Consider the following 24,473-nt stretch of genomic DNA (forward strand, 5'->3'; position numbering starts at 1 on the left):
CAAGGAATAAGACCATGACGATCACTGTATTTCTCTTTTCCCTGATGGGCTCCATGGCATTGGGTATCCCAATCGCCTTCTCTTTGTTGCTCTGCGGTGCTGCGCTGATGTGGCACATGAACATGTTTGACGCGCAAATTTTGGCGCAAAACTTGATCGAAGGCTCCAACAGCTTCCCGCTGCTGGCCGTGCCATTCTTCATGTTGGCTGGCGAAATCATGAACGCGGGTGGTTTGTCTCGCCGCATCGTGAACTTTGCAATGGCTTGCGTGGGCCACATCAAAGGTGGCTTGGGTTATGTGACCATCATGGCGGCTGTGATCATGGCCGCCTTGTCGGGCTCTGCTGTGGCGGACGCCGCGGCACTGGCGTCACTGCTGTTGCCCATGATGGTGGCTGCAGGACATGACCGTGCGCGTTCCGCTGGTTTGATCGCATCTGCTGGCATCATCGCACCGGTGATTCCACCGAGCATTGGTTTTGTGATTTTTGGCGTGGCCGGCAACGTGTCGATTTCTAAGTTGTTCATGGCCGGTATCGTGCCTGGCATCTTGTTGGGTGGTTCCTTATGGATCACTTGGTGGTGGTTGGCTCGCCAAGAGGTGGTCAGCGTGCCCCCACGTAAATCGCTTGGCGAAATCCGCGAAGCACTGCGCGAAGCCACTTGGGCTTTGGTGTTGCCCGTGATCGTGGTGTTTGGTTTGAAGTTTGGTGTGTTCACACCCACGGAAGCCGCTGTGGTCGCTGCTGTGTATGCCTTGCTCATTTCGACGTTTATTTACAAAGAACTCAACTTCAAAAGCTTGTATCCCTTGTTTGTGGCGTCCGCCAAAACCAGTGCGATTGTGATGTTCTTGGTGGCCGCAGCCATGGTGTCAGCTTGGTTGATCACGGTGGCTAATTTACCGGCTGAACTGATCGTCTTGTTGCAACCTTTGTTGGATAGCCCTCGTTTGTTGATGCTGGCCATCATGGTGATCACCATGTTGGTGGGCACGGCCTTGGACATGACGCCCACCATTTTGTTGCTCACACCTGTGCTGATGCCTGTCGTGAAAGCTGCTGGCATCGACCCCGTGTACTTTGGTGTCTTGTTCATCATCAACAATGCGATTGGCTTGATCACACCCCCCGTAGGGACCGTGCTCAATGCTGTGGCGGGTGTCGGCAAGGTCAGCATGGATGAAGTCACACGTGGTGTGATGCCGTTCATGGTGGCTCAGTTCATCATCATGTTTGCGATGGTGGCATTCCCACAACTCGTCATGGTTCCCGCTCGCTGGTTCTATTGATTTTCTTTTCCACAGTCTGTTCGGGTACGCCAGACCGTGGAACTTTTTTGTTTGGCGTACGACCGCAAAGTTCATCAGGAGACACTGACATGAAACGTGTATTTATCAAAACCGTGATCGCTACGATGGCCTTGGCTGCCATGGGCATCGCTTCGGCACAAGAGAAAACCATCAAGTTCGCTAACCAGAACACTGCGGGTCACCCCATCGTGCAAGGTATGGAGAAATTCAAAGAAATCGTCGAGAAAAACTCTGGCGGCAAGATCAAGGTCAACCTGTTCCCAGGCGGCACTTTGGGTAGCGACCAAGCCAACGTGTCAGCTATTCAAGGCGGCACATTGGAGATGGCTTCCATGAACTCGGGCATCTTCGCCAGCCAAGTCAAAGACTTCGGCGTGTTCGACTTCCCCTTCATGTTTGCCAGCGGCAAAGAAGCTGACACGGTCGTCGACGGTGCCTTCGGCAAGAAGATGCACGCCAAGTTGGAAGAAAAAGGTTTGATCGGTTTGGCTTATTACGAGCTGGGCTTCCGTCATCTTTCAAACGGCAAGCGTGCCATCAACAAAGTGTCTGACATCGAAGGCCTGAAGTTGCGCGTGATTCCTAACCCCATCAACGTGGATTGGGTCAAAGCCTTGGGTGCCAACCCCACACCGCTGCCATGGCCAGAGGTGTATGCCGCTTTGGAGCAAGGTGCTGTGGACGGTCAAGAAAACCCCATCCCCACCATCAACAGCGCCAAGCTGTTCGAAGTGCAAAAGCACTTGGCTTTGACGGGTCACCAATACAACCCACAGTCTGTGGTGATCAGCAAAAAGTTCTGGGACACCTTGAACGCTGCTGAGAAAAAAATCGTTGCTGACGCTGCCGCTGAGTCTGCCAAGTTCCAACGCAGCACTGCACGTACTCTGGAAGCCAGCTTGCTGGACAACTTGAAGAAGAATGGCATGCAAGTCACCACGTTGCCAGCTTCTGAAATGGCCATCCTTCGTGAGAAGATGAAGCCTGTGATTGCCAAGCACGGCGAGCCTATCGCTGCGACAGTGAGCGAATTGCAAGCTGAATTGACCAAGCTGCGCAAGTAACGCAACCCACGCGAAACCCTGCAAAGACAGGGTTTCGCGTTTTTAGACGAACTGATATCAGGAGATTATTTTGAAAATTCTCATGCTGCATGGCATCAACCACGATATGTTTGGCAAGCGCGACCCCGTGCAATACGGCACCATCACGCTCGACGAAATCAATGCCAGCTTGCAAAAGTTGGGTAGCGAGTTGGGTGCGCAAGTGGAGTGTTTTCAAACCAATCACGAAGGTGATATGTGCGAGCGCATTCACAAAGGTTTTTTAGATGGCGTAGACGCTGTGCTGATCAACGCCGGAGCGTGGACACATTACAGCTACGGCATCCGAGATGCCTTGGCCATCCTCACATGTCCGATTGTTGAATTGCACATGTCCAACATTCACGCGCGTGAAGAATTCCGCCACAAGTCGGTGTTTGCCGAAATTGTGAAAGGCCAAATCTGTGGCTTTGGCGCGGACAGCTATGTGTTGGCTTTGCGTGCCGCGGTGTCTGCCGTTCAATCTTCTAAATAAAACATCATGAGCAAGCACGGCATTTCTATCAATGGCAACACGCAGTTGATTGCCCACATCGGTTATCCCACGCACTCTTTCAAGTCCCCCATGATTTACAACCCGTACTTTTCTAGTGCGGGCATCAATGCGGTGGTGGTGCCCATGGGCTGCCAAACGCCTGACTATCCGGTGTTTTTGAAATCAGTCTTCAGCCTCACCAACATTTGTGGTGCGCTCATCACCATGCCGCACAAGGTGGTGACCGTGGGCTTGCTCGACGAAGTAACCGCCACCGTGCGCGTGGCCGGTGCTTGCAATGCCGTGAAAAAACTCGCGGATGGCCGTTTGGTCGGCGACATGTTTGACGGCGCAGGCTTTGTGCGCGGCGTGCAACGCAAGGGCTTTGACCTCACGGGCAAGCGCGTGTTGGTGGTCGGCTCAGGCGGTGTGGGTTGCGCCATTGCGGCGTCTCTCGCGGGTGCAGGCATTGCAGCCATCAGCTTGTTTGATGTGAACACCGCATCCGCCGAGGCCTTGGGCCAACGATTGAAACAAAACTACCCTCAGATCGATGTACGCACGGGTTCGAACGATCCTGCGGACCACGATTTGGTGGTCAACGCCACGCCCATGGGCATGAACGAAGGCGATGCCTTGCCGATGGACGTGTCGCGCATTTCGCCTGACGCCTTTGTGGGTGAGGTGGTGATGAAAACCGAAATGACTGCGTTCTTGCAAGCCGCCAAAAACCGTGGCTGCCGCGTGCAGGTGGGCTCTGACATGTTGTTTGAACAAATCCCTGCCTACTTGGAATACTTCGGCTTGCCCACCACCACGGCTGATGTGCTGCGCGATGTCGCACAGCTGTGTTACTAATTTTTCTTGGAGTATTTGATGACCTTGCCATCTCAACACCGCGAGTCCGTGCCCGACATGCCTAACCGTTTGGGCTTAGACGGGATCGAGTTCATCGAATACGCCACCAGCCGCCCACAGGCGCTGGGTCAAGTGCTGGAGAACATGGGCTTTCGCCCTGTGGCACGCCACCGCTCGCGTGAGGTGACCTTGTACCGCCAAGGCGGCATGAACTTGGTGGTCAACGCCAGCCCCGATGATGCGCGCGTGAGCGCCACCACCGATGGCCAACCCGTCATTTCTGCTGTTGCCTTTCGCGTGCGTGATGCCCTGCAATCGCACACCCGCTGCATGGAATTGGGCGCATGGAACGTGACCAGCCAAGCGCAAGCGATGGAGCTGCACATCCCCGCCATCCACGGCCCAGGCGGCAGCCGCTTTTACTTTGTGGACCGTTGGCAAGAGTTCTCGATTTACGACATCGATTTCAAACCCATTCCTACGGTGGACCAACACCCAGAAGCCACCGCTGGCATGAGCTACTTTGGCGTGGTGCAGTACATCGGTGCCGGTCGCAGTGCCGATTGGTTGGCCTACTTTGAACACATGTTTGATTTCAGCTTCGTGCCGGACGAGCAACGTTTTGGCATCTTGCCCAAAGGCAAGTTGATGAAAAGCCCGTGTGGCAACTTCTTGTGGCAACTGATCGAACCCGATCCTTGGATGGACACCGATGAGTCACCCGAGTGCTTGCAACGCATTGGCTTGGGTGCGGTCGATGTGGGCGCTGCCGTGAGCGCACTCAAAGCGCGTGGCGTGGAGTTTGTCGAGTCCACCCAATTGCACCCCGAAGACCGTGGCGCGCTCACACGCAGCGCCTTGGGCTCGGTGTCGTTTGAGCTGGTTCACAAAGACTAATAAAAAGGCCACGCCATGAACTTACTCGACGGCTTCGGCATGGACACCATCACGATGGCGGGCTCTTTAGAAGCCAAGCTGTCGGCGATGAAAGACGCAGGCTTCTCGCAAGTCATGCTCATGGCGCGTGACTTGGTCACACACCCCGGCGGCGTACCCGCAGCGGTGGCCGCAGTGCAGGCCAGTGGCTTGCGCCCCACAGGTTTTCAGGTGCTGCGCGACTTTGAAGGTTTGTCGGGTCACTTGCACGGCTACAAGGTCGACATCGCCAAATCGATGCTCGAGATGTGCGCGGCCACGGGCAGCAAAGTGTTGTTGGCGTGTTCGTCTACGTCACGCCACGCCACCGATGACCTCGACCACATTGCCCGCGATTTGAAAAAGCTCGCCATGATGGCTTTGCCCTTGGGGATCAAAGTGGCTTACGAAGGTTTGTCATGGGGCCGCACCGTCAACGAGTTCACCACGTCTTGGGATGTGGTGTGCCGTGCCGATTGCCCCAACCTGGGCATTGGCATTGACTCGTTTCACATCTTTGCCGCCAACACACCGTTGGATGCGATTGAAGACCTCGACCCCGAGAAAATTTTCTTGGTGCAACTGTCTGACTTCATGTGGCACGAAACCCCCACCTTTGAAGACCGCATGACCACCGCGCGCACCTTCCGCGTGTTCCCAGGTGAGGGCGTGCACAGCGAAGCCTTGGCTGATTTGGTGTTGCGCTTGGACCGCATTGGTTATCGCGGTGACTACAGCTTTGAAGTCTTCAACGACGACTACCAACAACTGCCCTTGGCCACTGTGGCCGAGCGTGCGCGCAAGAGCGCCACATGGCTGCACGACAATGTGCTGCACCGCTCAGCCCCATTGCCTGCTTGGACCCGCACGCACACCAACACACACGCATGAAACAACGTCAACTCGGCCCTTACACCGTTTCAGCCATTGGCCTAGGCTGCATGAACCTCAGCCACGCTTACGGCGCGCCACCCGCGCCTGAAGTGGGCGAGGCCTTGATTCACCGCGCCTTAGACCTCGGCGTGACGATGTTTGACACGGCGGCTTTGTATGGCTTTGGCACCAACGAGTTGTTGGTGGGCAAGGCGCTCAAAGCGCACCGCAGCGAAATCACCTTGTGCAGCAAAGGTGGCATGGCGGGTGTGTCGTTCCCTGATGGTGTGAAGCGCGTCATCAATGGCCGTCCTGAAGCCATTCGCCAAAACTGCGAAGACAGCTTGGCCCGCTTGGGCACCGATGTGATTGACCTGTACTACCTGCACCGCTGGGACAAGCAAGTGCCCATCGAAGACAGCGTAGGCGCCCTGAGCGACCTCGTGCGCGCAGGCAAAATTCGCGAGATTGGTTTGAGCGAAGTCTCTGCCACCACCTTGCGCAAAGCGCATGCCGTGCACCCCATTGCAGCCGTGCAAACCGAATACTCGCTGTGGACACGCAACCCCGAAATCGCCGTGCTCAAAGCCTGCGAAGAACTGGGCACCACCTTTGTGGCCTTCAGCCCCGTGGCGCGTGGCTTTTTGTGTGGTGATTTGCGTGATGTGAGCACCTTGGCGGTGAACGACATTCGCCGCGCCATGCCACGCTTTGCTGCGGACACCTATGCCGCCAACTTGCCTTTGCTCGATGCTTACCAAGCCATTGCACGCGAAGCAGGTTGCACACCTGCGCAACTGGGCTTGGCTTGGTTGCTGCACAAAGACAACAAGCTCATTCCGATTCCTGGCACACAAAACATTCGCCACCTCGAAGACAACATCGCCGCCGCCGATGTGGTGCTGTCGGCGGAACAGATGCAGCGTTTAGAAGCACTCATCAACCCGCAGACGGTGAAGGGGCCGCGTTACAACGCGGTGAATGCTTCTGAGGTGGATACCGAAGAGTTTGCTTAAGCGTATCAACTAGCAAACAAGTGTTCGCGCAGCCAAATATGCACAGGGTCTTGCTGGTGCCGCACATGCCAGATGGCGTACATGGGCATGTCTGGCGTGTCAAAGGGCACGGGCGCATCTGCCAAACCGCGCAGCAAACCTTGACGCAGCAAGCCGGGCAGGGTGGCCAAGCGCTCCGTGCCAGCCACGAACGCCGCCACGCCTGCAAAGCTGCTCAGGGTGGCCGCAAAACGGCGTTGCACGCCTTTTTTAAGCAGTAATTCGTCAATGTCTAAGCTGCGACGCGGTTGGTGCACCACGGTGATGTGCTCAGCCGCTTCATACGCTTTCAGCGAGCGCGGGGCTTTGCGCATCTGCGGGTCATAAAACACACGGTAGTTGTCGGCAAACAGGCGCTTGTGTTTGATGTCGGTGGCATCTGGCGGGCGCGGGCTGATGACCAGCTGGCAGTCTTGTGCGCGCAGCATGTCGGCGCTGGGCACATCGGATGGCACCACGCGCAGCGTGACACCTGGCGCTTGGGCTTGCAAGCGGTTCAACAAGCCCGGCAGCAGCAAGTCGCGCTGCAAATCGTTGGCGGCGATGGTGAAACATTGGGTCAGGCGCGCAGGCTCAAACGCGCCGCTGTGTACAAATCCTTGCAGCTGAGTCAGCAGCCCTTGCGCTTGCAAGGCCAAAGCTTCAGCTCGCGCTGTGGGCACAATGCCGCGCCCTGATTTGACAAACAAGGCATCGCCCACGATGGCGCGCAAGCGGTCGAGTTGGTGGCTCACGGCGGACTGCGTGATGCCCAGTGCATTGGCCGCTGCCGTGACCGAGCCTTGCTCAATGACCGTGCTGAGCAAATGCAGCAGGTGGCCATCCAAATCCAAATGATCAAATTTTTTCATGGAATAAATGAGTATTGCGTAGTTTATTTTATGAGTTGAAGCGCTCACACTCCGTTCCACTGAACAACTTCAATCACGGAGACACGCATGAGCCATAAACCCGAACCGATTTTTGGAACCACTCTGTTTGACGGTGACCAAGCCCAAAAAGGCTACGCCCTCAACAAGATGTGCTATTCGTTCAACAGCGCAGACAACCGCAACACCTTCAAAGCCGATGAAGAGGCTTACATGCTGCAGTACGGCCTGAATGCCCAGCAAGCCGACGCCATTCGCACACGCAATGTGTTGGGGTTGATTGCCGCCGGTGGCAATGTGTATTACCTCGCCAAGTTCGCAGGTATTTTGGGTTTGGACGTGCAAGACCTGGGCGCTGCCCAAACCGGCATGACCAAAGAAGAATTCAAAGCCAAGCTGCGCGCTGCAGCCCACCAATAAACATCAAGGAGACACACCATGGCACACATCGTTGGCGGCCTCGCCTCATCACACATCCCATCCATCGGCGGCGCGATTGCCAAAGGCATTCAGCAAGACCCGTACTGGAAGCCCTTCTTTGATGGCTTCCCACCCATTCATGATTGGTTGGGCAAGGTCAAGCCCGATGTGGCCGTGGTGTTCTACAACGACCACGGTTTGAACTTCTTCCTCGACAAAATGCCCACCTTTGCTGTGGGTGCCGCAGCGCAATACAACAACGCCGATGAAGGCTGGGGCATTCCCACTTTGCCACCGTTCAAAGGTACGCCTGATTTGTCGTGGCACATCATCAACGAGTTGGTGGAAAAAGAATTTGACGTGGTGACCTGCCAAGAGATGCTGGTGGACCATGCGTTCACCTTGCCGTTCAAACTGTTCTGGCCTGGCGATGCGTGCCCCGTTCTGACCGTGCCGATTTGTATCAACACTGTGCAGTTCCCATTGCCATCGGCCAAGCGTTGTTACAACTTGGGCAAAGCGGTGGGTGATGCCATTCGCAGCTGGGACAGCGATTTGAACGTGGTCATTTTGGGCACCGGTGGTTTGAGCCATCAGCTCGACGGCGAGCGTGCAGGCCACATCAACAAGGCGTTTGATTTGGAATTCATGGACAGCCTGCAAAAGAACCCCGAGTGGGCCACGCAGTTCAGCATCCACGAGTTGGTCGAAAAGACCGGCACGCAAGGTGTGGAGTTGGTGATGTGGTTGGCCATGCGCGGGGCCTTGGGTGAGCACGTCAAGCCTGTGCATCAAAACTATCACATTCCAATTTCCAACACCGCCACCGGCGTGATGGCATTGGCGACTGAATAAAGCAAAGCGCCAAAAGAAAAACCCCGCCGGTGCAAACTGGCGGGGTTTTTTGTTACCCCGCAAAAGCGGGGCAGGGCGGTGCAATTACATCGTGTCGATGAAGCTGCGCAGTTTGTCGCTGCGGCTGGGGTGCTTCAACTTGCGCAAAGCCTTGGCTTCGATTTGACGGATGCGCTCGCGCGTGACGTCAAACTGTTTGCCCACTTCTTCTAAGGTGTGGTCGCTGGCCATTTCGATACCAAAGCGCATGCGCAGCACTTTGGCTTCGCGTGGGGTCAGACCATCCAAGATGTCTTTCACCACATCGCGCAAGCCCGCTTGCATGGCGGCTTCGATAGGCGCGGTGTTGACGCTGTCTTCGATGAAGTCGCCCAAGTGGCTGTCGTCGTCGTCACCGATCGGTGTTTCCATCGAGATTGGCTCTTTGGCGATCTTCATGATCTTGCGGATCTTGTCTTCTGGAATTTCCATCTTCTCGGCCAAGACGCTGGCATCGGGCTCGAAACCAAACTCTTGCAAGTGTTGGCGGCTGATGCGGTTCATCTTGTTGATGGTCTCGATCATGTGCACAGGAATGCGGATGGTGCGCGCTTGATCCGCGATGGAACGCGTGATGGCTTGGCGAATCCACCAAGTGGCGTAAGTCGAGAACTTGTAGCCGCGACGGTATTCAAACTTGTCCACGGCTTTCATCAAACCGATGTTGCCTTCTTGGATCAAGTCGAGGAACTGCAAACCGCGGTTGGTGTATTTCTTGGCAATCGAAATGACCAAACGCAAGTTGGCTTCGATCATTTCTTTCTTCGCACCGCGTGAGCTGCGTTCGCCGGCGTTCATGCGCTTGTTGATGTCTTTGAGTTGCTCCAAAGGCACAACCACGCGGGACTGCAAGTCCATCAGCTTTTGCTGCAAGTCTTGGACGGGTGGGATGTAGCGGCCCATGGTGGTTGACCATGGCTTGCCAGCAGCAGCTTGCTTCTCAACCCACTTGAGGTTGAGCAAGTTGGGTGGGAAGTCTTTGATGAAGGTGGCTTGTGGCATGCCGCACTTGTCCACGATGATGCGGCGCAGTTCGCGTTCGTTTTTACGCACATCATCCACTTGGCTGCGCACAGATTCGCACAACTTTTCAATGGTTTTAGCGGTGAAGCGAATGCCCATCAACTCGGTGGTCAAAGCCGTTTGTGCTTTCACATAAGCAGGGGTGCCGTAGCCTTCTTTGTCGTAGGTTTTGCGGAGTTTTTCAAACAACACAATCATGCGGTCGAAACGCTCCAAGGCGGCGTTCTTCAGCTCTTCCAGTTTCTTGGTCAGAGCCTTCGAGCCACCTTTGCCGTCATCGTCATCTTCTTCGTCAAATTCGTCAAAGTCTTCTTCGGCCACATAGTCGTCGGCTTCGTTCAGGTTGTTGAAACCGTCCACGATGGTGGAGATGACGACTTTGTTTTCACGAATGTCTTCGGCCATGACCAGCACAGCAGCGATGGTCGCTGGTGAGCCGCTGATCGCAGCCATCATGTCCATCAAGCCGCCTTCGATGCGCTTGGCAATTTCAATTTCACCTTCGCGGGTCAGCAACTCGACCGTGCCCATTTCGCGCATGTACATGCGCACGGGGTCGGTGGTGCGGCCGAATTCGCTGTCCACAGTGGACAAAGCGGCTTCGGCTTCTTCTTCTGCTTCTTCTTCGGTCGCAGCCGTTGGGGTGTTGTTGTTGAGCAGCAGGGTTTCTGCATCAGGGGTGTGTTCGTAAACAGCCACGCCCATGTCGTTCAACATGCTGATCACCACTTCGAGTGTTTCAGCATCGACCAGCTTGTCGGGTAAGTGGTCAGAAATTTCGCCGTGCGTCAGGTAGCCACGTGTCTTCCCGAGTTTGATCAGGGTCTTCAGACGTGAGCGACGCTTTTGCATGTCTTCTTCAGACAGCACGGTTTCGTCCAAACCGAATTCTTTCATCAAGGCACGTTCTTTGGCCTTGCTGATTTTCATGCGCAGGGGTTTGACTTTTTCTGCACCGGCTTCGACGACAGGTTCGCCTTCGAGGTCGGCTTCGATGTCGCCGAGGTCTTCGTCATCAGCCCCGGCTTTTTTGCCTTTGGCTTTGGTGGCTTTTTTAGCTGGGGCTTTTTTGGCCGCTGCTTTTGGCGCATGGGCTTCTACGGCCGAAGTTTTTTTCTTGGTGTCTTCTGCTTTGGTTGTCTTAGCAGTTGTTTTTGATTTCGATGCGGGCACTGACTTGGCTTTCGTTGCTGGCTTGGCTGCCGGTTTGGCAGCTGTTTTTGCAACGGGTTTTGCGGTTGGCTTAGTAACTGCTTTGACCGCGGCTTTGACGGGGGGCTTGGCTGCTGCTTTGGGCGCAGCAGGTGCTGGCTTTTTGCTCACAGGTTTAGCAACCGTCTTGGCCACAGGTTTGGCAGGCTTCTTGGACTTGCGGTCAACGGGCATGAAAACTCCTAGACATCAAAGAAACAAATACACAGCGCCACAAAAACCCGGCGCGGGAAAAGAAAAAGGGGGGTGAAGTGTGAACCTCTAGAAGCAAGCGGATTGGGCGAACATTTGGAATGCAGTCCTTGCGGTAAGGTGGCGAGTCGTGCGCTTGTGTCACGGTTAGCCGGGCCCGGAGGTGCTGCTGTCGCACTTGCTAAGTGTGGATTATACCCAAAACTGTGGCCTTAAATTAGCCGCAGGCGCGTCAGTCTTGGCTTTCGACCAATTTCTGCGGGATTAGGCCCAGCTGTTTGCGCCGCTCAAACAGGGCTTTGTAGCGCTGCATGGCCGTGGGGTCAGCGGCAGCTTCAGCGATGGCCTCTTTCATTTGCGCGTCTAAGCTTTCAAACAAAATTTTGTTCAAGATGCCGCGCAGCTCTAGGCCTGCTTCTTTGTGTTGTTGCTCTGGCGTTAGGCTTTCGGGCATGGGCTTGCCTTCGTCGTCCAGCAAGGGCGTGAAGGCTGAGGCCATCACGCGCAGGGCCAGGTCTTCTGATTCATGCTCGCGCAGGCCTTCACGCAGCGCGCCCCAGGCTTGGTTGCCGTGTTCGTGGTGTTGGTGGTCCAGCCACACAAACAGTGGGCCGTGAGGTGGGGCCAGCTCGCACAAGAGGTTGTGGTCTTCGGTGGACAGGTCTTCCCACAAGTCCATGTGCGAGAGCAGCACACGCGCCGCGTGGTCGGCGCGGCCTTGGGGAATCAGGCGTGTGCCGCGCTTGTAGGTTTTGGGCGCGTAGGACTCGCGGGGTTTGAATTTGGATGATTTTTTAAATTCGCCCGTGCGTGTAGGCGCAGCAGCAGGGGCCGCGGGCATCCACAGGTCTTGCAGCTCGTGGTTGCCTAGATCGGCCAGCTCGGCGATTTCGCTGAGCAACTGACGCTTAAGCGCACCATCTGGCAGGGCCATCCACATGGGCTTGGCATTGCTGGCCATATGCGCGCGGCCTTCCGCCGTGTGCAAGTCGCAACCTTCGCGGGCCACTTCAATGAGAAAGCGGCTCAGTGGCATGGCTTCGGTCACGCAGTGGGCAAAGGCTTCTTTGCCAAATTCGCGGATGTAGCTGTCGGGGTCGTGCTCAGCGGGCAAGAACAAAAACTTCACGCTGCGCACATCGGTGGCGTAAGGCAGCGCGCCATCCAGCGCTTTGCGTGCGGCGCGGCGACCTGCGCTGTCGCCGTCAAAACTGAACACCACGTTGTCGGTGAAGCGAAACAGTTTTTGCACGTGGTCGGTCGTGCAGGCCGTGCCCAGAGTGGCCACCGCGTTGGGAAAGCCCAGCTGCGCCAAGGCCACCACGTCCATGTAGCCTTCGGTCACCAGCACATAGCCCGCGTCGCGCAGCGCGTTGCGGGCTTCAAACAAGCCATACAACTCGCGGCCTTTGCTGAACACCGGCGTTTCTGGCGAGTTGAGGTACTTGGGTGTGCCTTCAAACAACACGCGGCCACCAAAGCCAATGCACTCGCCCTTGACGTTGCGGATGGGGAACATCACGCGGTCGCGGAAACGGTCGTAGCGTTTTTCTTCTTCGCCGTCTTCTTGGTTCACGATGACCAAGCCACTCTCTGCGAGCAGCGGGTCTTGGTAGTCGGGGAACACACTGGCCAAGCTGCGCCAACCTTCAGGCGCGTAGCCCAGGCCAAATTGTTTGGCGATCTCGCCACTCAGGCCACGGCCTTTGAAATACTCAATCGCTTTGGGTGAGTTGCGCAAATGCTTGCGAAATGATTCGCCTGCTTTTTCTAACACGTCGGTGAGCGTGGCTTGTTTTTGGCGTTGCTGCGCCGCACGCTCGCGGTCTTGCGGCGAGGCGTCGTCTTCGGGCACTTGCATGCCGACGTTTTGCGCCAAGTCTTTCACCGCTTCGACGAAGGTCATGCCCGCGTGCTCCATCAAGAAGCCAATCGCATTGCCGTTTTTGCCGCACCCAAAGCAATGAAAAAACTGTTTGGCGGGACTCACCGAAAACGAGGGCGACTTCTCGCCGTGGAACGGGCACAGCCCCATGAAGTTGGCCCCGCCCTTTTTGAGCTGCACATAGCGGCCCACCACCTCGACCACGTCGACGCGGGCGAGGAGTTCTTGGATGAAGTGCTGGGGGATGGCCATGTGAGAGAAAAGCGAGAGAGCACAGATTCTAGGCAGGCACTCCCGCCTTTCCCACTTAGCCAGTTCTTTATTTCGGTGCCAAACGAATCGCACCATCCAAACGAATCACTTCGCCATTGAGCAAATCGTTCTCAAAAATGTGCAAGGCCAGCTTGGCGTAGTCCTGTGGGGTGCCTAAGCGTGAAGGGAAGGGCACGCCTGCCGCCAGTGCGTCTTGCACTTCTTGGGGCATGCCAAAGAGCATGGGTGTGCCCATGATGCCGGGGGCGATGGTCATGTTGCGAATGCCGTTGCGTGCCAGGTCGCGGGCGATGGGCAGGGTCATGCCCACGATGCCGCCTTTGGAGGCGCTGTAAGCGGCTTGGCCAATTTGGCCATCGTAGGCTGCGACAGACGCGGTAGAGATCAAGACACCACGCTCGCCAGTGGCTTCGGGTTCGTTGTGGCACATGGCTTCAGAGGCCAAGCGAATCATGTTGAAGCTGCCCACCAAGTTGATGGTGATGGTGCGGGTGAAGCTGCTCAATGCATGCGCACCGTTTTTGCCGACGGTTTTTTCGGCAGGAGCCACGCCTGCGCAGTTGACCAAGCCCATGAGCTTGCCTAAAGAGACGGCTTTGGCGACTACGGCTTGGCCATCGGCTTCGTTGCTCACATCACATTTCACAAAGGCGCCGCCAATTTCTTTGGCCACGGCTTCGCCTTTGTCGGCTTGCATGTCGGCGATGACCACAAGGCCGCCCTTGGCTGCCAATGCACGTGCCGTGCCTTCGCCCAAGCCCGATGCCGCGCCGGTGACGATGAAAACTTTGCCGTTGATGTCCATGAGGGGTCTCCCGTATTTTGAAAGTTAGTTTACGTTTACGTAAACGTCAATTATGCGGGATGCTGAGCGCTTGTGACGGCCATCTAGGACAATCCCTAGTTAGAGATTAATTTGTTAAGGCTTTTGCATGAATTTGCGTTTGTTGTTTGCAGCGTCCAGCGCGCGTGCTTGGGTGTTGGCATTGAGTTTGGCTGTGTTGGCCGGCTGTTCTTCGCGCGGGCCTTTGGCGCCCACAGAAAGCGGCCAACCAGAAACGCCTGTGGCCAAACGTGTGCCCAAGTTTGGCTTGGCCTTGGGCGGCGGTGCGGCGCGTGGCTTTGCGCACGTGGGTGTGATTCAGGTGTTGGAAGAAGCGGGCATCAAGCCCGACTTGGTGGTGGGCACCTCGGCCGGTAGCGTGGTGGCCGCGTTTTATGCCAGTGGCAAAGACGGCGCGCAGTTGCAAAAAGCAGCAGAAACCATGGAAGAAGCCACCATCACTGACTGGACTGTGCCTTTGCTCGGGCGCGGCATGATGCGCGGCGATGGGTTAGCCCGTTACGTCAACAAGCAAACGGGTGGTCGTCGCATTGAAGAACTGAAGATGCCTTTAGGAATCGTGGCCACCGATTTAAAAACCGGCGATGGCATTTTGTTCCAGCGCGGCGATGTGGGCACGGCGGTGCGCGCGTCTAGTTCGGTGCCTTCGGTGTTTGAGCCAGTGCGCATTGGCAGCCGAGAGTTTGTAGATGGTGGCTTGGTGTCGCCTGTGCCTGTGCGTTACGCGCGTCAGATGGGGGCCGAGTACGTGTTGGCCATCGACATTTCTAGCCCCCCCGAGTCTGGCAAAACGGGCGACATGTTTGACATCTTGATGCAGACTTTCACCATCATGGGCAAAAGCATCAACAGCTTCGAACTGCGCGAGGCTGACCTGGTGGTGCGCCCTGCTTTGAACGATGTGGGCAGCGCCGACTTCAAATCCCGTCGCCGGTCCATTGAAGCAGGCCGTGCTGCCATGTTGCAAGCTTTGCCCAAGCTCAAAATCGCTTTGGCTGGGCAATAAGCGTACAGATGCAGAGGCGCAAAAAAAAGGGGCCCGCCTTGCGGCGAGCCCTTGAAGGGATTCCTGCACCCTGAGGTGACGAAGAATCCGAGGAGACAATCGTTACAAATTAACGCTTCTTAGCAGCGCTTTTTGAAGCTTTCACAGCTGTTTCAGTGGCTGTTTGGATGTGTGATTCGGCCAAGTCAGCAGCTTGCTTGACGGCTTTTTGTACAGATTCCACAGCGGTGTTGCTGGCAGTCACGGCTTGCTTGAAGAAAGCCACAGCTTGCTCAGAGCCAGCAGGTGCGTTTTTCAAAGCAGATTCAATGTAAGCCTGGACCGCTTGTTGGCCTTCAGCGGCTTTGCCTTCGAAGCCTTTGGTCAGGTCAGCGCCAGTGCCTTGAGCGATGTCATAAATGTGGCGGCTGTAAGCAGCAGACTTCTCAGCCAAAGGCTGCAAGAAGCTGGTTTGCAAAGCGATCAATTCTTGTGCGTCTTTCACGCCCATCACGGCTTGTGCGTGTGCAGCAGACTCGGCCAAAGCGGCGCGGCCAGCGGTGAGGTTGAGTTCAACCATTTTTTCAACGCCAGTGAAGGCCTTGTTTGACAAACCGAACAGGTTGTCCAAGTTGGCTTTGTTGGTGGCGGCGATTTGTTCGACGTTGATCATGTGAATACTCCAGAAAGTTAAGTGAGCTTGCAAAAAATGTTGCGGTGCAGCATTGGGATGAAGTTTAGGGTTATCCCGCAGCTTTGCAAGAGGGTTTGGGGCTTTGGCGCTCTGTTTAGAGGTGAGGTTCTAAAACCTAAGGTTTTTGCAGATTGGTGACAATGCAGCCTTGTTTCATGCGGTTTCCAAGGGATATGCGCGCTTTTTATTCGGACCAATTCGTACTGCCCTTGCCGCCCGGCCACCGCTTTCCCATGGCCAAGTACCGCCTGCTGCGCGAGCGTTTGGGAGCCGATGTGCCTGACGTTGAGCTGGCAGCAGCCGAACCCGCCAGTGATGGCGAGCTGGCGTTGGTTCATACGCCCAGCTACATCCAATCTGTCGTGCAGGGCACGTTGAGTGATGCTCAGCAAAAAGAAATAGGCTTTCCATGGACACCGGCGATGGTCGAGCGCTCACGCCGCTCGGCAGGCGCCACGGTGATGGCCGCTCGCACCGCCTTGTTTGGCGGGCAGGGCGTGTCGGCCAACCTCGCTGGCGGCACGCACCACGCGTATGCCGACAAAGGCAGCGGTTTTTGTGTGTTCAATGATGCGGCGGTGGCCACACGCCTGATGCAGGCTGAGTGGGGGCGTGTGCACAAGCAGCCTTTGAAAGTCGCCATCATTGATTTGGATGTGCACCAAGGCAACGGTACAGCGCGCATCTTTGAGCGCGATGCGCAGGTGTTCACCCTGTCCATGCACGGGGCGCGTAACTTTCCGTTTGACAAAGAAGCCAGCGATTTGGACATTGAACTGCCCGATGGCTGTGACGATGCGGCTTATTTAGAGGCGCTGGAACACGCCTTGACTGAGCTAGAGGCCCGCTTTGACCCAGGCTTGGTGATTTACCTCGCCGGGGCAGACCCGCACGAGGGCGACCGCCTGGGGCGCTTGAGCCTGAGCTTTGATGGCTTAGAGGCCCGTGACCGCCGAGTCTTCGACTGGGCGTGGTCCAAACGCATTCCCTTGGCGTTTTCAATGGCAGGTGGGTATGGCCGTGACATGACAGACACCGTGCAGGTGCAAATCAACACCTACCGTGTCGCCTATGCGTACTGGCGACGCTGGCAAAATCTGACCAAAGATCTAAATCAAGAAAAGGAGACTCACCCATGACAAATTCAAACGTGGCCGCCGTAGACCAAGCCATCACCTCACGCATGTCAGCGCGTGCCTTCACGCAACAAGCCGTGTCGCGCGAACTCATCACAGACATTTTGCAAGTGGCCAGTCGCGCGCCATCGGGCACCAACACCCAGCCTTGGAAGGTCTATGTGTTGCAAGGTGCCACACGTGATGCTTTGGTTGACAAAGTGTGCGCCGCTCACGAGGCCATTCGCGCCAACCCCGATGTGGCCAAGCAATACCAAGAGCAATACGACTATTACCCCGCGCAATGGGTCAGCCCCTACATCGACCGTCGCCGTGAAAACGGTTGGAGCCTGTATGGCTTGTTGGGCATCGGCAAAGCCGACAAAGACCGCATGCATGAACAACAGCAACGCAACTTCAAGTTCTTTGATGCACCTGTGGGTTTGATGTTCACCATCGACCCCATCATGGGCCGCGGTTCGATGTTGGACTACGGCATGTTCATTCAAAACATCATGGTGGCTGCGCGTGCGCGTGGTTTGCACACCTGCCCCCAAGCGGCTTGGAACGCGTTTCACAGCATCATCTTGCCGCATATCAACGCGGGCGAGGGCGAGATGCTTGTGTGTGGTATGTCGTTGGGCTATGCCGACGAAACAGATAAGGTCAACACCTTAGTCACACCGCGTGTGCCCGTGGATGAGTTCACCCATTGGGTGGCCTAATTTTTAAAGTTGCTTTCACATGATCATCACCAGCCTGCTCGACACCGACCTTTATAAATTCACCATGATGCAGGCTGTGCTGCATCAGTTTCCCAGTGCGCAGGTGTCGTACAAGTTCAAGTGCCGCAATCCGGGTGTGCAGCTGGCGCCGTACGTGCAGGAAATTCGTGACGAAATTCGCTCGCTGTGCAGCTTGCAGTTCCAAGACGCTGAGTTGGCTTGGTTGCGTAGCCTGCGTTTCATCAAGAGCGACTTTGTGGATTTCTTGGGGCTGTTTCGCCTCAACGAAAAATACATTCAAGTGAATGCGCTCTCGAATGGCGAGATCGACATCAGCATCCAAGGCCCTTGGCTGCACACGATTTTGTTTGAGATTCCTGTGTTGGCCATCGTCAACGAGGTGTACTTTCGCAACACGCAAAAAGTGCCCGATTTCTTGGAAGGGCGCAAGCGCCTAGATCAAAAAATTCAAGCCTTGCACGCCGAGCGTTTAAGCGATTTGAAAATTGCCGACTACGGCACACGCCGCCGCTTTTCGAAAGCGTGGCATGAAGAAATTTTGCGCGTGTTGATTTCTCGTTTGGGCACGGGGTCTGAAGGGCAATTTGCTGGCACCAGCAACGCCTTGTTTGCCATGAAGCTTGGCCTCACGCCCTTGGGCACCATGGCGCATGAGTATTTACAAGCGTGCCAAGCTTTGGGCCCACGCTTGCGTGACAGCCAGGTGTTCGGTTTCGAAACGTGGGCGCGTGAATACCGTGGCGACTTAGGCATCGCGTTGAGCGATGTGTACGGCATTGAGCCGTTCTTGCGCGATTTCGACATGTACTTTTGCAAACTGTTCGATGGCGCGCGTCACGACAGTGGCGACCCCTTCACTTGGGGTGAGCGCATGATCGAGCATTACCGCAACAACCGCGTAGACCCGATGACCAAGACCTTGATTTTTTCAGATGGCCTCACCATCGAAAAAATCATCGCGTTGTACCAACAGTTCCGTGGCCGCTGCCAACTCGCGTTTGGCATTGGCACCAACTTGACCAATGACCTTGGCTACGAACCCTTGCAAATCGTCATCAAGATGACGCAGTGCAACGGCCAGCCGGTGGCCAAACTGTCGGACACGCCTTCCAAAAATATGTGCCAAGACGAAAAATACTTGGCCTATTTGCGCCAGGTGTTTGACATTGCACAGCCTGCTTGATTGGAGTTTTTATGCTGACTGCTCTGGTTGTTGTTTTCGTCTTGGCCTACGCGGCAATCGCGTTTGAGCATCCCATCAAAATCAACAAATCAGCTTCTGCCTTGGTGGGTGCTGGCTTGTTGTGGACGATCTATGCAGTCAATACGGGGGACGCGCATTTGGTTGGAGAGCACTTGAGCGAGTCACTCATCAGCACGGCACAGATCGTGTTTTTTTTGATGGGGGCCATGGCCATCGTTGAAGTGGTAGACGCGCACAACGGGTTTGAAGTCATCACCTCCCGCATTAAAACTACTCAACTGTCTAGCTTGATGTGGTTGGTGGGTTTTGTCACTTTCTTTTTGAGTGCCATTTTGGACAACTTGACGACCACGATTGTGATGGTGTCTTTGATGAAGAAGCTGCTCGACAAACGTGAAGACCGTTTGTTCTTTGCCGGCATCATCATCATTGCGGCTAATGCAGGTGGTGCTTGGTCACCCATTGGTGATGTGACCACCACCATGCTTTGGATTGGTGGCCAAATTACTGCTTTGGAAATCATCAAGGGCTTGTTCTTGCCGTCACTGGTGAACTTGTTGGTGCCGTTGTTGGTGACCAGCTTTTTGCTCAAAGGGCAAGTCGTTGTACCGCCGGTGGCCACTGTGTCCGACCAGTTTTCGCATGTCACCACCGCGTTTGAGCGCAACCTGATGTTCTTTTTAGGCTTGGGTATTTTGGTCGCAGTGCCAGCTTTCAAGACGTGGACACACTTGCCGCCTTTCATGGGCGTGCTGTTTGGCTTAGGTATTTTGTGGCTTGTGGGTGACTTGGTGCATCGCCAGAAAGACGATGAAGACAAAGCGCATTTGTCACTCACGCACGCACTCACGCGCATTGACATGCCATCGATTGTTTTCTTTGTCGGTATTTTGTTGTCGGTGGCCACGCTGGAGCACACACACATCCTGTCGAATTTGGCGGCTTGGCTTGATCAGGCCATTGGGCGTCAAGACGTGATCGTGATGATCATTGGCGTCGTCAGTGCCATCGTCGACAACGTGCCGCTGGTGGCCGCATCCATGGGGATGTACAGCTTGGCGCAATACCCCACCGATAGTTTCTTGTGGGAGTTCTTGGCTTATTGCGCAGGCACCGGCGGTTCGATATTGATCATCGGTTCTGCCGCAGGCGTTGCCGCCATGGGATTGGAGCGTATTGATTTCGTTTGGTACGTTAAAAAAATCAGCGGGTTGGCCTTGATCGGCTACTTTTCTGGTGCTCTGTTCTATATCGCTGAGTACGCGCTCAGGCATTAATTGAAAGTTGTTTATGAAATCCAAAATCATCATCGCCCGTCCCATTTTTGAAGCAACCTTGGCACGCTTGCGCGAGCATTTTGAGGTAACCGACAACCAAGCCGACACGCCGTGGACCAAAGCTTCTTGGACACAAGCGCTGTCGCAGCACGTGGGGGCACTCACCACCGGTTCTGACCCTGTGGATGCAGAAGTTTTGAAAGCTTGCCCCAACCTCAAAGCCGTGGCCAATATGGCTGTGGGTTACAACAACTTTGATGTGCCCGCCATGACAGCCCACGGCGTACAAGCCAGCAACACCCCCGATGTGTTGACCGAAACCACTGCCGATTTTGGCTTTGCGTTGTTGATGGCCACGGCGCGCCGCATCACCGAGAGCGAACACTACCTGCGCCGTGGCGAGTGGACGCAGTGGCGCTACGACATGTTTGCCGGCGCTGAAGTGCACGGCAGCACCATTGGTATTTTGGGCATGGGGCGTATTGGTCAAGGCATTGCGCGCCGTGCCGCACACGGCTTTGGCATGAAGGTGATTTATCACAACCGTTCACGCCTGAGTGCTGAGTCTGAAGCCGAATGCAAAGCCACGTATGTGAGCAAAGAAGAGCTGCTGAAAACCGCAGACCATGTGATGTTGGTGGTGCCTTACAGCGCCGCATCACACCACACCATTGGCGCGGCAGAGTTGGCGCAAATGAAGCCCACGGCCACGCTCATCAACATCGCTCGTGGCGGTATCGTGGACGACGCTGCTTTGGCTGTGGCCTTGCGCGAAAAGCAAATTGCAGCCGCTGGCTTGGATGTGTTTGAGGGCGAGCCCAAAGTGCATCCTGATTTGTTGACCGTGCCCAATGTGGTCCTCACGCCGCACATTGCCAGTGCGTCGATTCCCACACGCATGGCCATGGCGAACTTGGCAGCAGACAACCTCATCAGCTACTTCACCCAAGGCAAATCGTTGACGCCTTTGAACACGGTGGCTGCGTGATGGAAATTTGGATTGCAGTTGGTGTTGGCGCGTTCAACGCCTTGCTGTTGGTGTTGCTGTTGCGCCGCCCCAGTGGCAACAACGAAGCCGCCGCTTTGGCTTTGCAGCAGAGCCTGCAAAGCATGCATGAAAAGCTAGAGCGCATCGAGCGCGAGCTGCGCACAGAAATTACCGAATCCTCACGCGGCGGCCGCCAAGAGCTGACGCAAAACCTCGCGCTGTTTCAGCAAAGCCAAGTGCAGCAACTCACGCTCATGCAAAAAAGCATTGGCGACACACTCAACCAACAGTTGCAGCAACTGCAAAAAAGCAATGCCGACAAGTTGGATGAAATGCGCCGCACGGTGGATGAGAAGCTGCAAACCACGCTGGAAAAACGTTTGTCGGAGAGTTTCAAACAAGTGGCGGAGCGCTTAGAGCAAGTACACAACGGCCTAGGTCAAATGCAAAAGCTCGCCGATGGTGTGGGCAGCTTGCAGCGCGTGCTGACCAACGTCAAAACACGCGGCATGTTTGGCGAGGTGCAACTTGAAGCCTTGCTGGAACAAGTGCTCACGATTGAGCAATACGCCAAGCAAGTGGAAACCAAACCGCGCAGCAACCAACGCGTGGACTTTGCCATACGCTTTCCAGGGCGAGGCGGTGCCGACGGCGAGCCCGTGTGGCTGCCGATTGATGCCAAGTTTCCTCGTGAAGACTACGAACGCTTGCTCGACGCGCAAGACCGCGCCGATGGCGTGGCTGCCGAAGTGGCAGCCAAGGCACTGGAGGTGCGCATTCGCACCGAGGCCAAGAGCATTGCCGAGAGCTACCTCGCGCCGCCGCACACCACCGACTTTGCCATTTTGTTTTTACCCACTGAAGGCTTGTATGCCGAGGTGTTGCGCCGCCCCGGTTTGATGGACAGCTTGCAGCGCGACTACCGCGTCTCGCTGGCGGGCCCCACCACTTTGTTGGCCATGCTCAACAGTTTGCACATGGGCTTTCGCACATTGGCACTGGAGCAGCAAGCCTCTGAGGTGTGGAAGGTGTTGGGCGCGGTTAAAACTGAATTCGAGCGCTACGGCGATTGGGTGGAGAAGGTGCGCGAGCAAGTGCAAAAAGCCGCTGACACCTTGGACCGCGCTGACACACGCAGCCGCCAAATGCGTCGTGCTTTGAAGAACGTTGAAGCCTTGCCCGAGGGCGAAGCTCAAGCGCTGCTGCCTAAGTTTGACGATGCTTTGGATGACACGGACGCCAAAGTTTGAAGCGTGAACTCATGAAGCTGATTGCAGGTCAAGTGTGCCTGCACGCCTGCATGGCTGGCATGCGCATGGCCGCGCCCTTGATGGCGTTGCGCAACGGTCAAAGCGAGGCAGCGGTGGGTTTGCTGTTGGCCATGTTTGCCTTGACCCAAGTTTTTTTGGCTTTGCCTGCAGGCCGTTATGCAGATCTGCATGGCTTGAAACGCCCCGTGATGTGGAGTGTGTTCATGGGCACGGCGGGAGCAGGTGCCGCGGCTATTTGGCCCATCTTCCCCGTGTTGTGCTTCAGTGCTTTGATGACGGGCGGTGCGACAGGCTTGGCCATCATCGCGTTGCAGCGTCATGTGGGGCGTGCGGCGCAAGGTCTGGCACAGATGAAACAGGCCTTCAGTTGGTTGTCGATTGCCCCCGCGTTTTCTAACTTTATCGGTCCATTCGCTGCTGGCTTGTTGATTGACCACGCAGGCTTTCAATGGGCTTATGCCGCCATGGCCTTGTTGCCCGTCATCGCCTGGCTGGCGATTCGCCAGGCTCATGAGTTACCGAGGGTGGTTAAACCCGAAGGGCACGAAAAAAATAGCGCCTGGGATTTGTTAAACGAACCGATGTTTCGCCGCTTGTTGCTGGTCAATTGGTTTTTGTCAGCCTGCTGGGATGTGCATACCTTTGTGGTGCCCATCTTGGGTCATGAGCGTGGCTTGAGTGCCTCTGCCATTGGCTCTATTTTGGGGGGCTTTGCCATTGCCGCTGCTTTCATCCGCATGATGATGCCCTTTGTGGCGGCGCGTTTACATGAGTGGCAACTCATCACGGGCGCGATGCTCGTCACTGCGCTCATGCTTGCCATCTATCCCTTCACAGACACTGCATGGTTGATGGGCGGTTGTTCGGTGTTGCTGGGCTTGTCTCTGGGCGGCGTGCAGCCCATGGTCATGAGTACGTTGCATCAAATAACGCCAGAGCACCGGCATGGCGAGGCTCTGGGGCTGCGCCTGATGGGTATCAATGCTTCTAGTGTGCTGATGCCGATGGTGTTTGGTGCAGCAGGCACCGTCATTGGTATCAGCGGGGTGTTTTGGTGTGTGTCAGCGCTGGTGGGCTTGGGTTCACGCAGCGCGTATTTGCTCAGAGTTCATAAAAAGAGCGAATGAAGTTCCATGCATCGTCGACGCTGTCGACGTAGGTGAACAATTCCAAGTCTTCCGCAGAAATGACACCTTCCTCTACCAGCACGTTTGGGTTAAACAAGCGTTTCCAATAAGCACTGCCAAACAGCACGATGGGCACAGGTTTGGATTTTTTGCATTGCACCAAGGTGAGCGTTTCAAACAATTCGTCCAAAGTGCCAAAGCCGCCAGGGAAGGCTACCAAAGCTTTGGCACGCATCATGAAGTGCATTTTGCGCAAGGCAAAGTAGTGAAATTTGAAGTTCAGATCGGGGGTGATATAGGGGTTGGGTTTTTGCTCATGGGGCAGCGCAATGTTCAAACCCACGCTGATGCCGCCCGCTTCTTGTGCGCCACGGTTGGCCGCTTCCATGATGCCGGGGCCGCCGCCTGTGCAGATGAACAATTTGCGGCCATTGCTGCGGCCTTCGCTGTACTTGGTGATGGTGTGAGCCAAAGCGCGTGACTGTTCGTAATAGCGCGCGTTGCGCACCAAAATTTCAGCTTTTTCGATCTCTGCTTCGTCGCCACTGGCTCGCGCTTGCATGAGCTGCAAGTGTGAGGCCTCTTCGCTGCGAAAACGTGCGCTGCCAAAGATCACTATCGTGTGTTCAATGCCACGTTCGATTTGCGCTAGGTCGGGCTTGAGCATTTCAAGCTGAATGCGCAGGCCTCGTGTTTCGCGGCGTAGTAAAAACTCTGGGTCGGCAAAAGCCAAGCGATTTGATTCCGGTTTGAGAGAGTCGCCGCTGTCGTAGTGCGCTTTGAGAGTTTCCCAAGCTTCGGCAAGGCGTCGGTCGTGAGGGTCAAGCATTCCATCCATGGTGCTATGTTAGCTGCTCGCTTG

23 protein-coding genes are annotated in these 24,473 nt (G+C 55.7%); 17 read left to right on the forward strand and 6 right to left on the reverse strand.

Annotated features, from left to right (window positions below; all coding sequences use genetic code 11):
• The first annotated feature begins 14 nt into the window (after positions 1 to 14).
• From B9Z44_RS12905 to B9Z44_RS12935, 7 genes are all read left to right on the forward strand, one after another.
• Positions 15 to 1,292 (forward strand): TRAP transporter large permease subunit, encoded by a 1,278-nt coding sequence (locus B9Z44_RS12905; protein ID WP_108360141.1) that lies wholly within the window; start codon positions 15 to 17, stop codon positions 1,290 to 1,292.
• An 89-nt stretch (positions 1,293 to 1,381) separates the two neighbouring features.
• Positions 1,382 to 2,377: a TRAP transporter substrate-binding protein gene (locus B9Z44_RS12910; protein WP_108360140.1), complete on the forward strand. Its 996-nt coding sequence runs from the start codon at positions 1,382 to 1,384 to the stop codon at positions 2,375 to 2,377.
• A 70-nt stretch (positions 2,378 to 2,447) separates the two neighbouring features.
• Positions 2,448 to 2,891, forward strand: a complete 444-nt coding sequence (gene aroQ, locus B9Z44_RS12915; RefSeq protein WP_211308712.1) for a type II 3-dehydroquinate dehydratase — start codon at positions 2,448 to 2,450, stop codon at positions 2,889 to 2,891.
• 6 nt (positions 2,892 to 2,897) lie between these two features.
• A complete protein-coding gene (locus B9Z44_RS12920) occupies positions 2,898 to 3,749 on the forward strand; it encodes a shikimate dehydrogenase family protein (protein WP_108360138.1) in 852 nt (283 codons plus the stop codon).
• 18 nt (positions 3,750 to 3,767) lie between these two features.
• The gene (locus tag B9Z44_RS12925) at positions 3,768 to 4,646 is read left to right on the forward strand and encodes a VOC family protein (RefSeq protein WP_108402625.1); all 879 of its coding nucleotides are present in this window, start codon (positions 3,768 to 3,770) and stop codon (positions 4,644 to 4,646) included.
• A 15-nt stretch (positions 4,647 to 4,661) separates the two neighbouring features.
• Positions 4,662 to 5,555 (forward strand): sugar phosphate isomerase/epimerase family protein, encoded by an 894-nt coding sequence (locus B9Z44_RS12930; RefSeq protein WP_104797651.1) that lies wholly within the window; start codon positions 4,662 to 4,664, stop codon positions 5,553 to 5,555.
• Positions 5,552 to 6,553 (forward strand): aldo/keto reductase, encoded by a 1,002-nt coding sequence (locus tag B9Z44_RS12935; RefSeq protein WP_108402626.1) that lies wholly within the window; start codon positions 5,552 to 5,554, stop codon positions 6,551 to 6,553. The genes B9Z44_RS12930 and B9Z44_RS12935 overlap by 4 nt, the downstream gene beginning before the upstream one ends.
• Before the next feature lie 5 nt (positions 6,554 to 6,558).
• Here the strand turns inward: B9Z44_RS12935 and B9Z44_RS12940 are convergent, their stop codons facing one another.
• On the reverse strand, positions 6,559 to 7,443 hold the full coding sequence (locus B9Z44_RS12940) for a LysR family transcriptional regulator (RefSeq protein ID WP_108402627.1): 885 nt from the start codon (positions 7,441 to 7,443) through the stop codon (positions 6,559 to 6,561).
• Between the two features lie 87 nt (positions 7,444 to 7,530).
• Here B9Z44_RS12940 and B9Z44_RS12945 point away from each other — a divergent pair, with 87 nt between their 5' ends.
• Positions 7,531 to 7,881, forward strand: a complete 351-nt coding sequence (locus B9Z44_RS12945) for a protocatechuate 4,5-dioxygenase subunit alpha (RefSeq protein WP_108402628.1) — start codon at positions 7,531 to 7,533, stop codon at positions 7,879 to 7,881.
• A gap of 18 nt (positions 7,882 to 7,899) precedes the next feature.
• Positions 7,900 to 8,736, forward strand: coding sequence for a class III extradiol dioxygenase family protein (locus B9Z44_RS12950; protein ID WP_108402629.1), 837 nt, complete (start codon positions 7,900 to 7,902; stop codon positions 8,734 to 8,736).
• A gap of 84 nt (positions 8,737 to 8,820) precedes the next feature.
• Here B9Z44_RS12950 and rpoD read toward each other — a convergent pair whose 3' ends face one another.
• The 3 genes from rpoD to B9Z44_RS12965 all read right to left on the reverse strand — a co-directional run bounded on the left by rpoD (position 8,821) and on the right by B9Z44_RS12965 (position 14,165).
• Complete coding sequence (rpoD, locus tag B9Z44_RS12955; RefSeq protein WP_108402630.1) at positions 8,821 to 11,184, reverse strand: RNA polymerase sigma factor RpoD; 2,364 nt, start codon at positions 11,182 to 11,184, stop codon at positions 8,821 to 8,823.
• 250 nt (positions 11,185 to 11,434) lie between these two features.
• Entirely contained in the window at positions 11,435 to 13,339 is a 1,905-nt protein-coding gene (gene dnaG / locus B9Z44_RS12960; protein ID WP_108360131.1) for a DNA primase, read from the reverse strand.
• Positions 13,340 to 13,406: 67 nt separating this feature from the next.
• Positions 13,407 to 14,165, reverse strand: coding sequence for a 3-hydroxyacyl-CoA dehydrogenase (locus B9Z44_RS12965; protein ID WP_108402631.1), 759 nt, complete (start codon positions 14,163 to 14,165; stop codon positions 13,407 to 13,409).
• Between the two features lie 127 nt (positions 14,166 to 14,292).
• Here B9Z44_RS12965 and B9Z44_RS12970 point away from each other — a divergent pair, with 127 nt between their 5' ends.
• Complete coding sequence (locus B9Z44_RS12970) at positions 14,293 to 15,210, forward strand: patatin-like phospholipase family protein (RefSeq protein WP_108402632.1); 918 nt, start codon at positions 14,293 to 14,295, stop codon at positions 15,208 to 15,210.
• A gap of 109 nt (positions 15,211 to 15,319) precedes the next feature.
• On the opposite strand, the gene B9Z44_RS12975 is transcribed toward B9Z44_RS12970, so the two are convergent.
• Entirely contained in the window at positions 15,320 to 15,862 is a 543-nt protein-coding gene (locus B9Z44_RS12975; protein ID WP_108402633.1) for a phasin family protein, read from the reverse strand.
• A 194-nt stretch (positions 15,863 to 16,056) separates the two neighbouring features.
• Here B9Z44_RS12975 and B9Z44_RS12980 point away from each other — a divergent pair, with 194 nt between their 5' ends.
• The 7 genes from B9Z44_RS12980 to B9Z44_RS13010 are packed head-to-tail and all read left to right on the forward strand — an operon-like array spanning position 16,057 to position 23,611.
• The gene (locus tag B9Z44_RS12980) at positions 16,057 to 17,022 is read left to right on the forward strand and encodes a histone deacetylase family protein (RefSeq protein WP_108402634.1); all 966 of its coding nucleotides are present in this window, start codon (positions 16,057 to 16,059) and stop codon (positions 17,020 to 17,022) included.
• Positions 17,019 to 17,723 carry a nitroreductase gene (locus tag B9Z44_RS12985; RefSeq protein ID WP_108360126.1) on the forward strand — a complete coding sequence of 235 codons (705 nt, stop codon included), beginning with the start codon at positions 17,019 to 17,021 and terminating at the stop codon, positions 17,721 to 17,723. Before B9Z44_RS12980 ends, B9Z44_RS12985 begins: the two co-directional genes overlap by 4 nt.
• 19 nt (positions 17,724 to 17,742) lie before the next feature.
• Positions 17,743 to 18,927 carry a nicotinate phosphoribosyltransferase gene (gene pncB, locus B9Z44_RS12990; protein WP_108360125.1) on the forward strand — a complete coding sequence of 395 codons (1,185 nt, stop codon included), beginning with the start codon at positions 17,743 to 17,745 and terminating at the stop codon, positions 18,925 to 18,927.
• Positions 18,928 to 18,938: 11 nt separating this feature from the next.
• Positions 18,939 to 20,225: a sodium:proton antiporter NhaD gene (gene nhaD, locus B9Z44_RS12995; protein WP_108402635.1), complete on the forward strand. Its 1,287-nt coding sequence runs from the start codon at positions 18,939 to 18,941 to the stop codon at positions 20,223 to 20,225.
• A gap of 13 nt (positions 20,226 to 20,238) precedes the next feature.
• Positions 20,239 to 21,213, forward strand: coding sequence for a 2-hydroxyacid dehydrogenase (locus B9Z44_RS13000; protein ID WP_108360123.1), 975 nt, complete (start codon positions 20,239 to 20,241; stop codon positions 21,211 to 21,213).
• Positions 21,213 to 22,463, forward strand: coding sequence for a DNA recombination protein RmuC (locus B9Z44_RS13005; protein WP_108402636.1), 1,251 nt, complete (start codon positions 21,213 to 21,215; stop codon positions 22,461 to 22,463). Before B9Z44_RS13000 ends, B9Z44_RS13005 begins: the two co-directional genes overlap by 1 nt.
• Before the next feature lie 11 nt (positions 22,464 to 22,474).
• Positions 22,475 to 23,611 (forward strand): MFS transporter, encoded by a 1,137-nt coding sequence (locus B9Z44_RS13010; protein ID WP_108360182.1) that lies wholly within the window; start codon positions 22,475 to 22,477, stop codon positions 23,609 to 23,611.
• On the opposite strand, the gene B9Z44_RS13015 is transcribed toward B9Z44_RS13010, so the two are convergent.
• Positions 23,586 to 24,449 (reverse strand): LOG family protein, encoded by an 864-nt coding sequence (locus B9Z44_RS13015; RefSeq protein WP_108360121.1) that lies wholly within the window; start codon positions 24,447 to 24,449, stop codon positions 23,586 to 23,588. The two genes, B9Z44_RS13010 and B9Z44_RS13015, sit on opposite strands and share 26 nt — an antisense overlap.
• Positions 24,450 to 24,473 lie beyond the last annotated feature (24 nt).

It is taken from the genome of Limnohabitans curvus, from assembly GCF_003063475.1.
GTDB lineage: Bacteria > Pseudomonadota > Gammaproteobacteria > Burkholderiales > Burkholderiaceae_C > Limnohabitans > Limnohabitans curvus.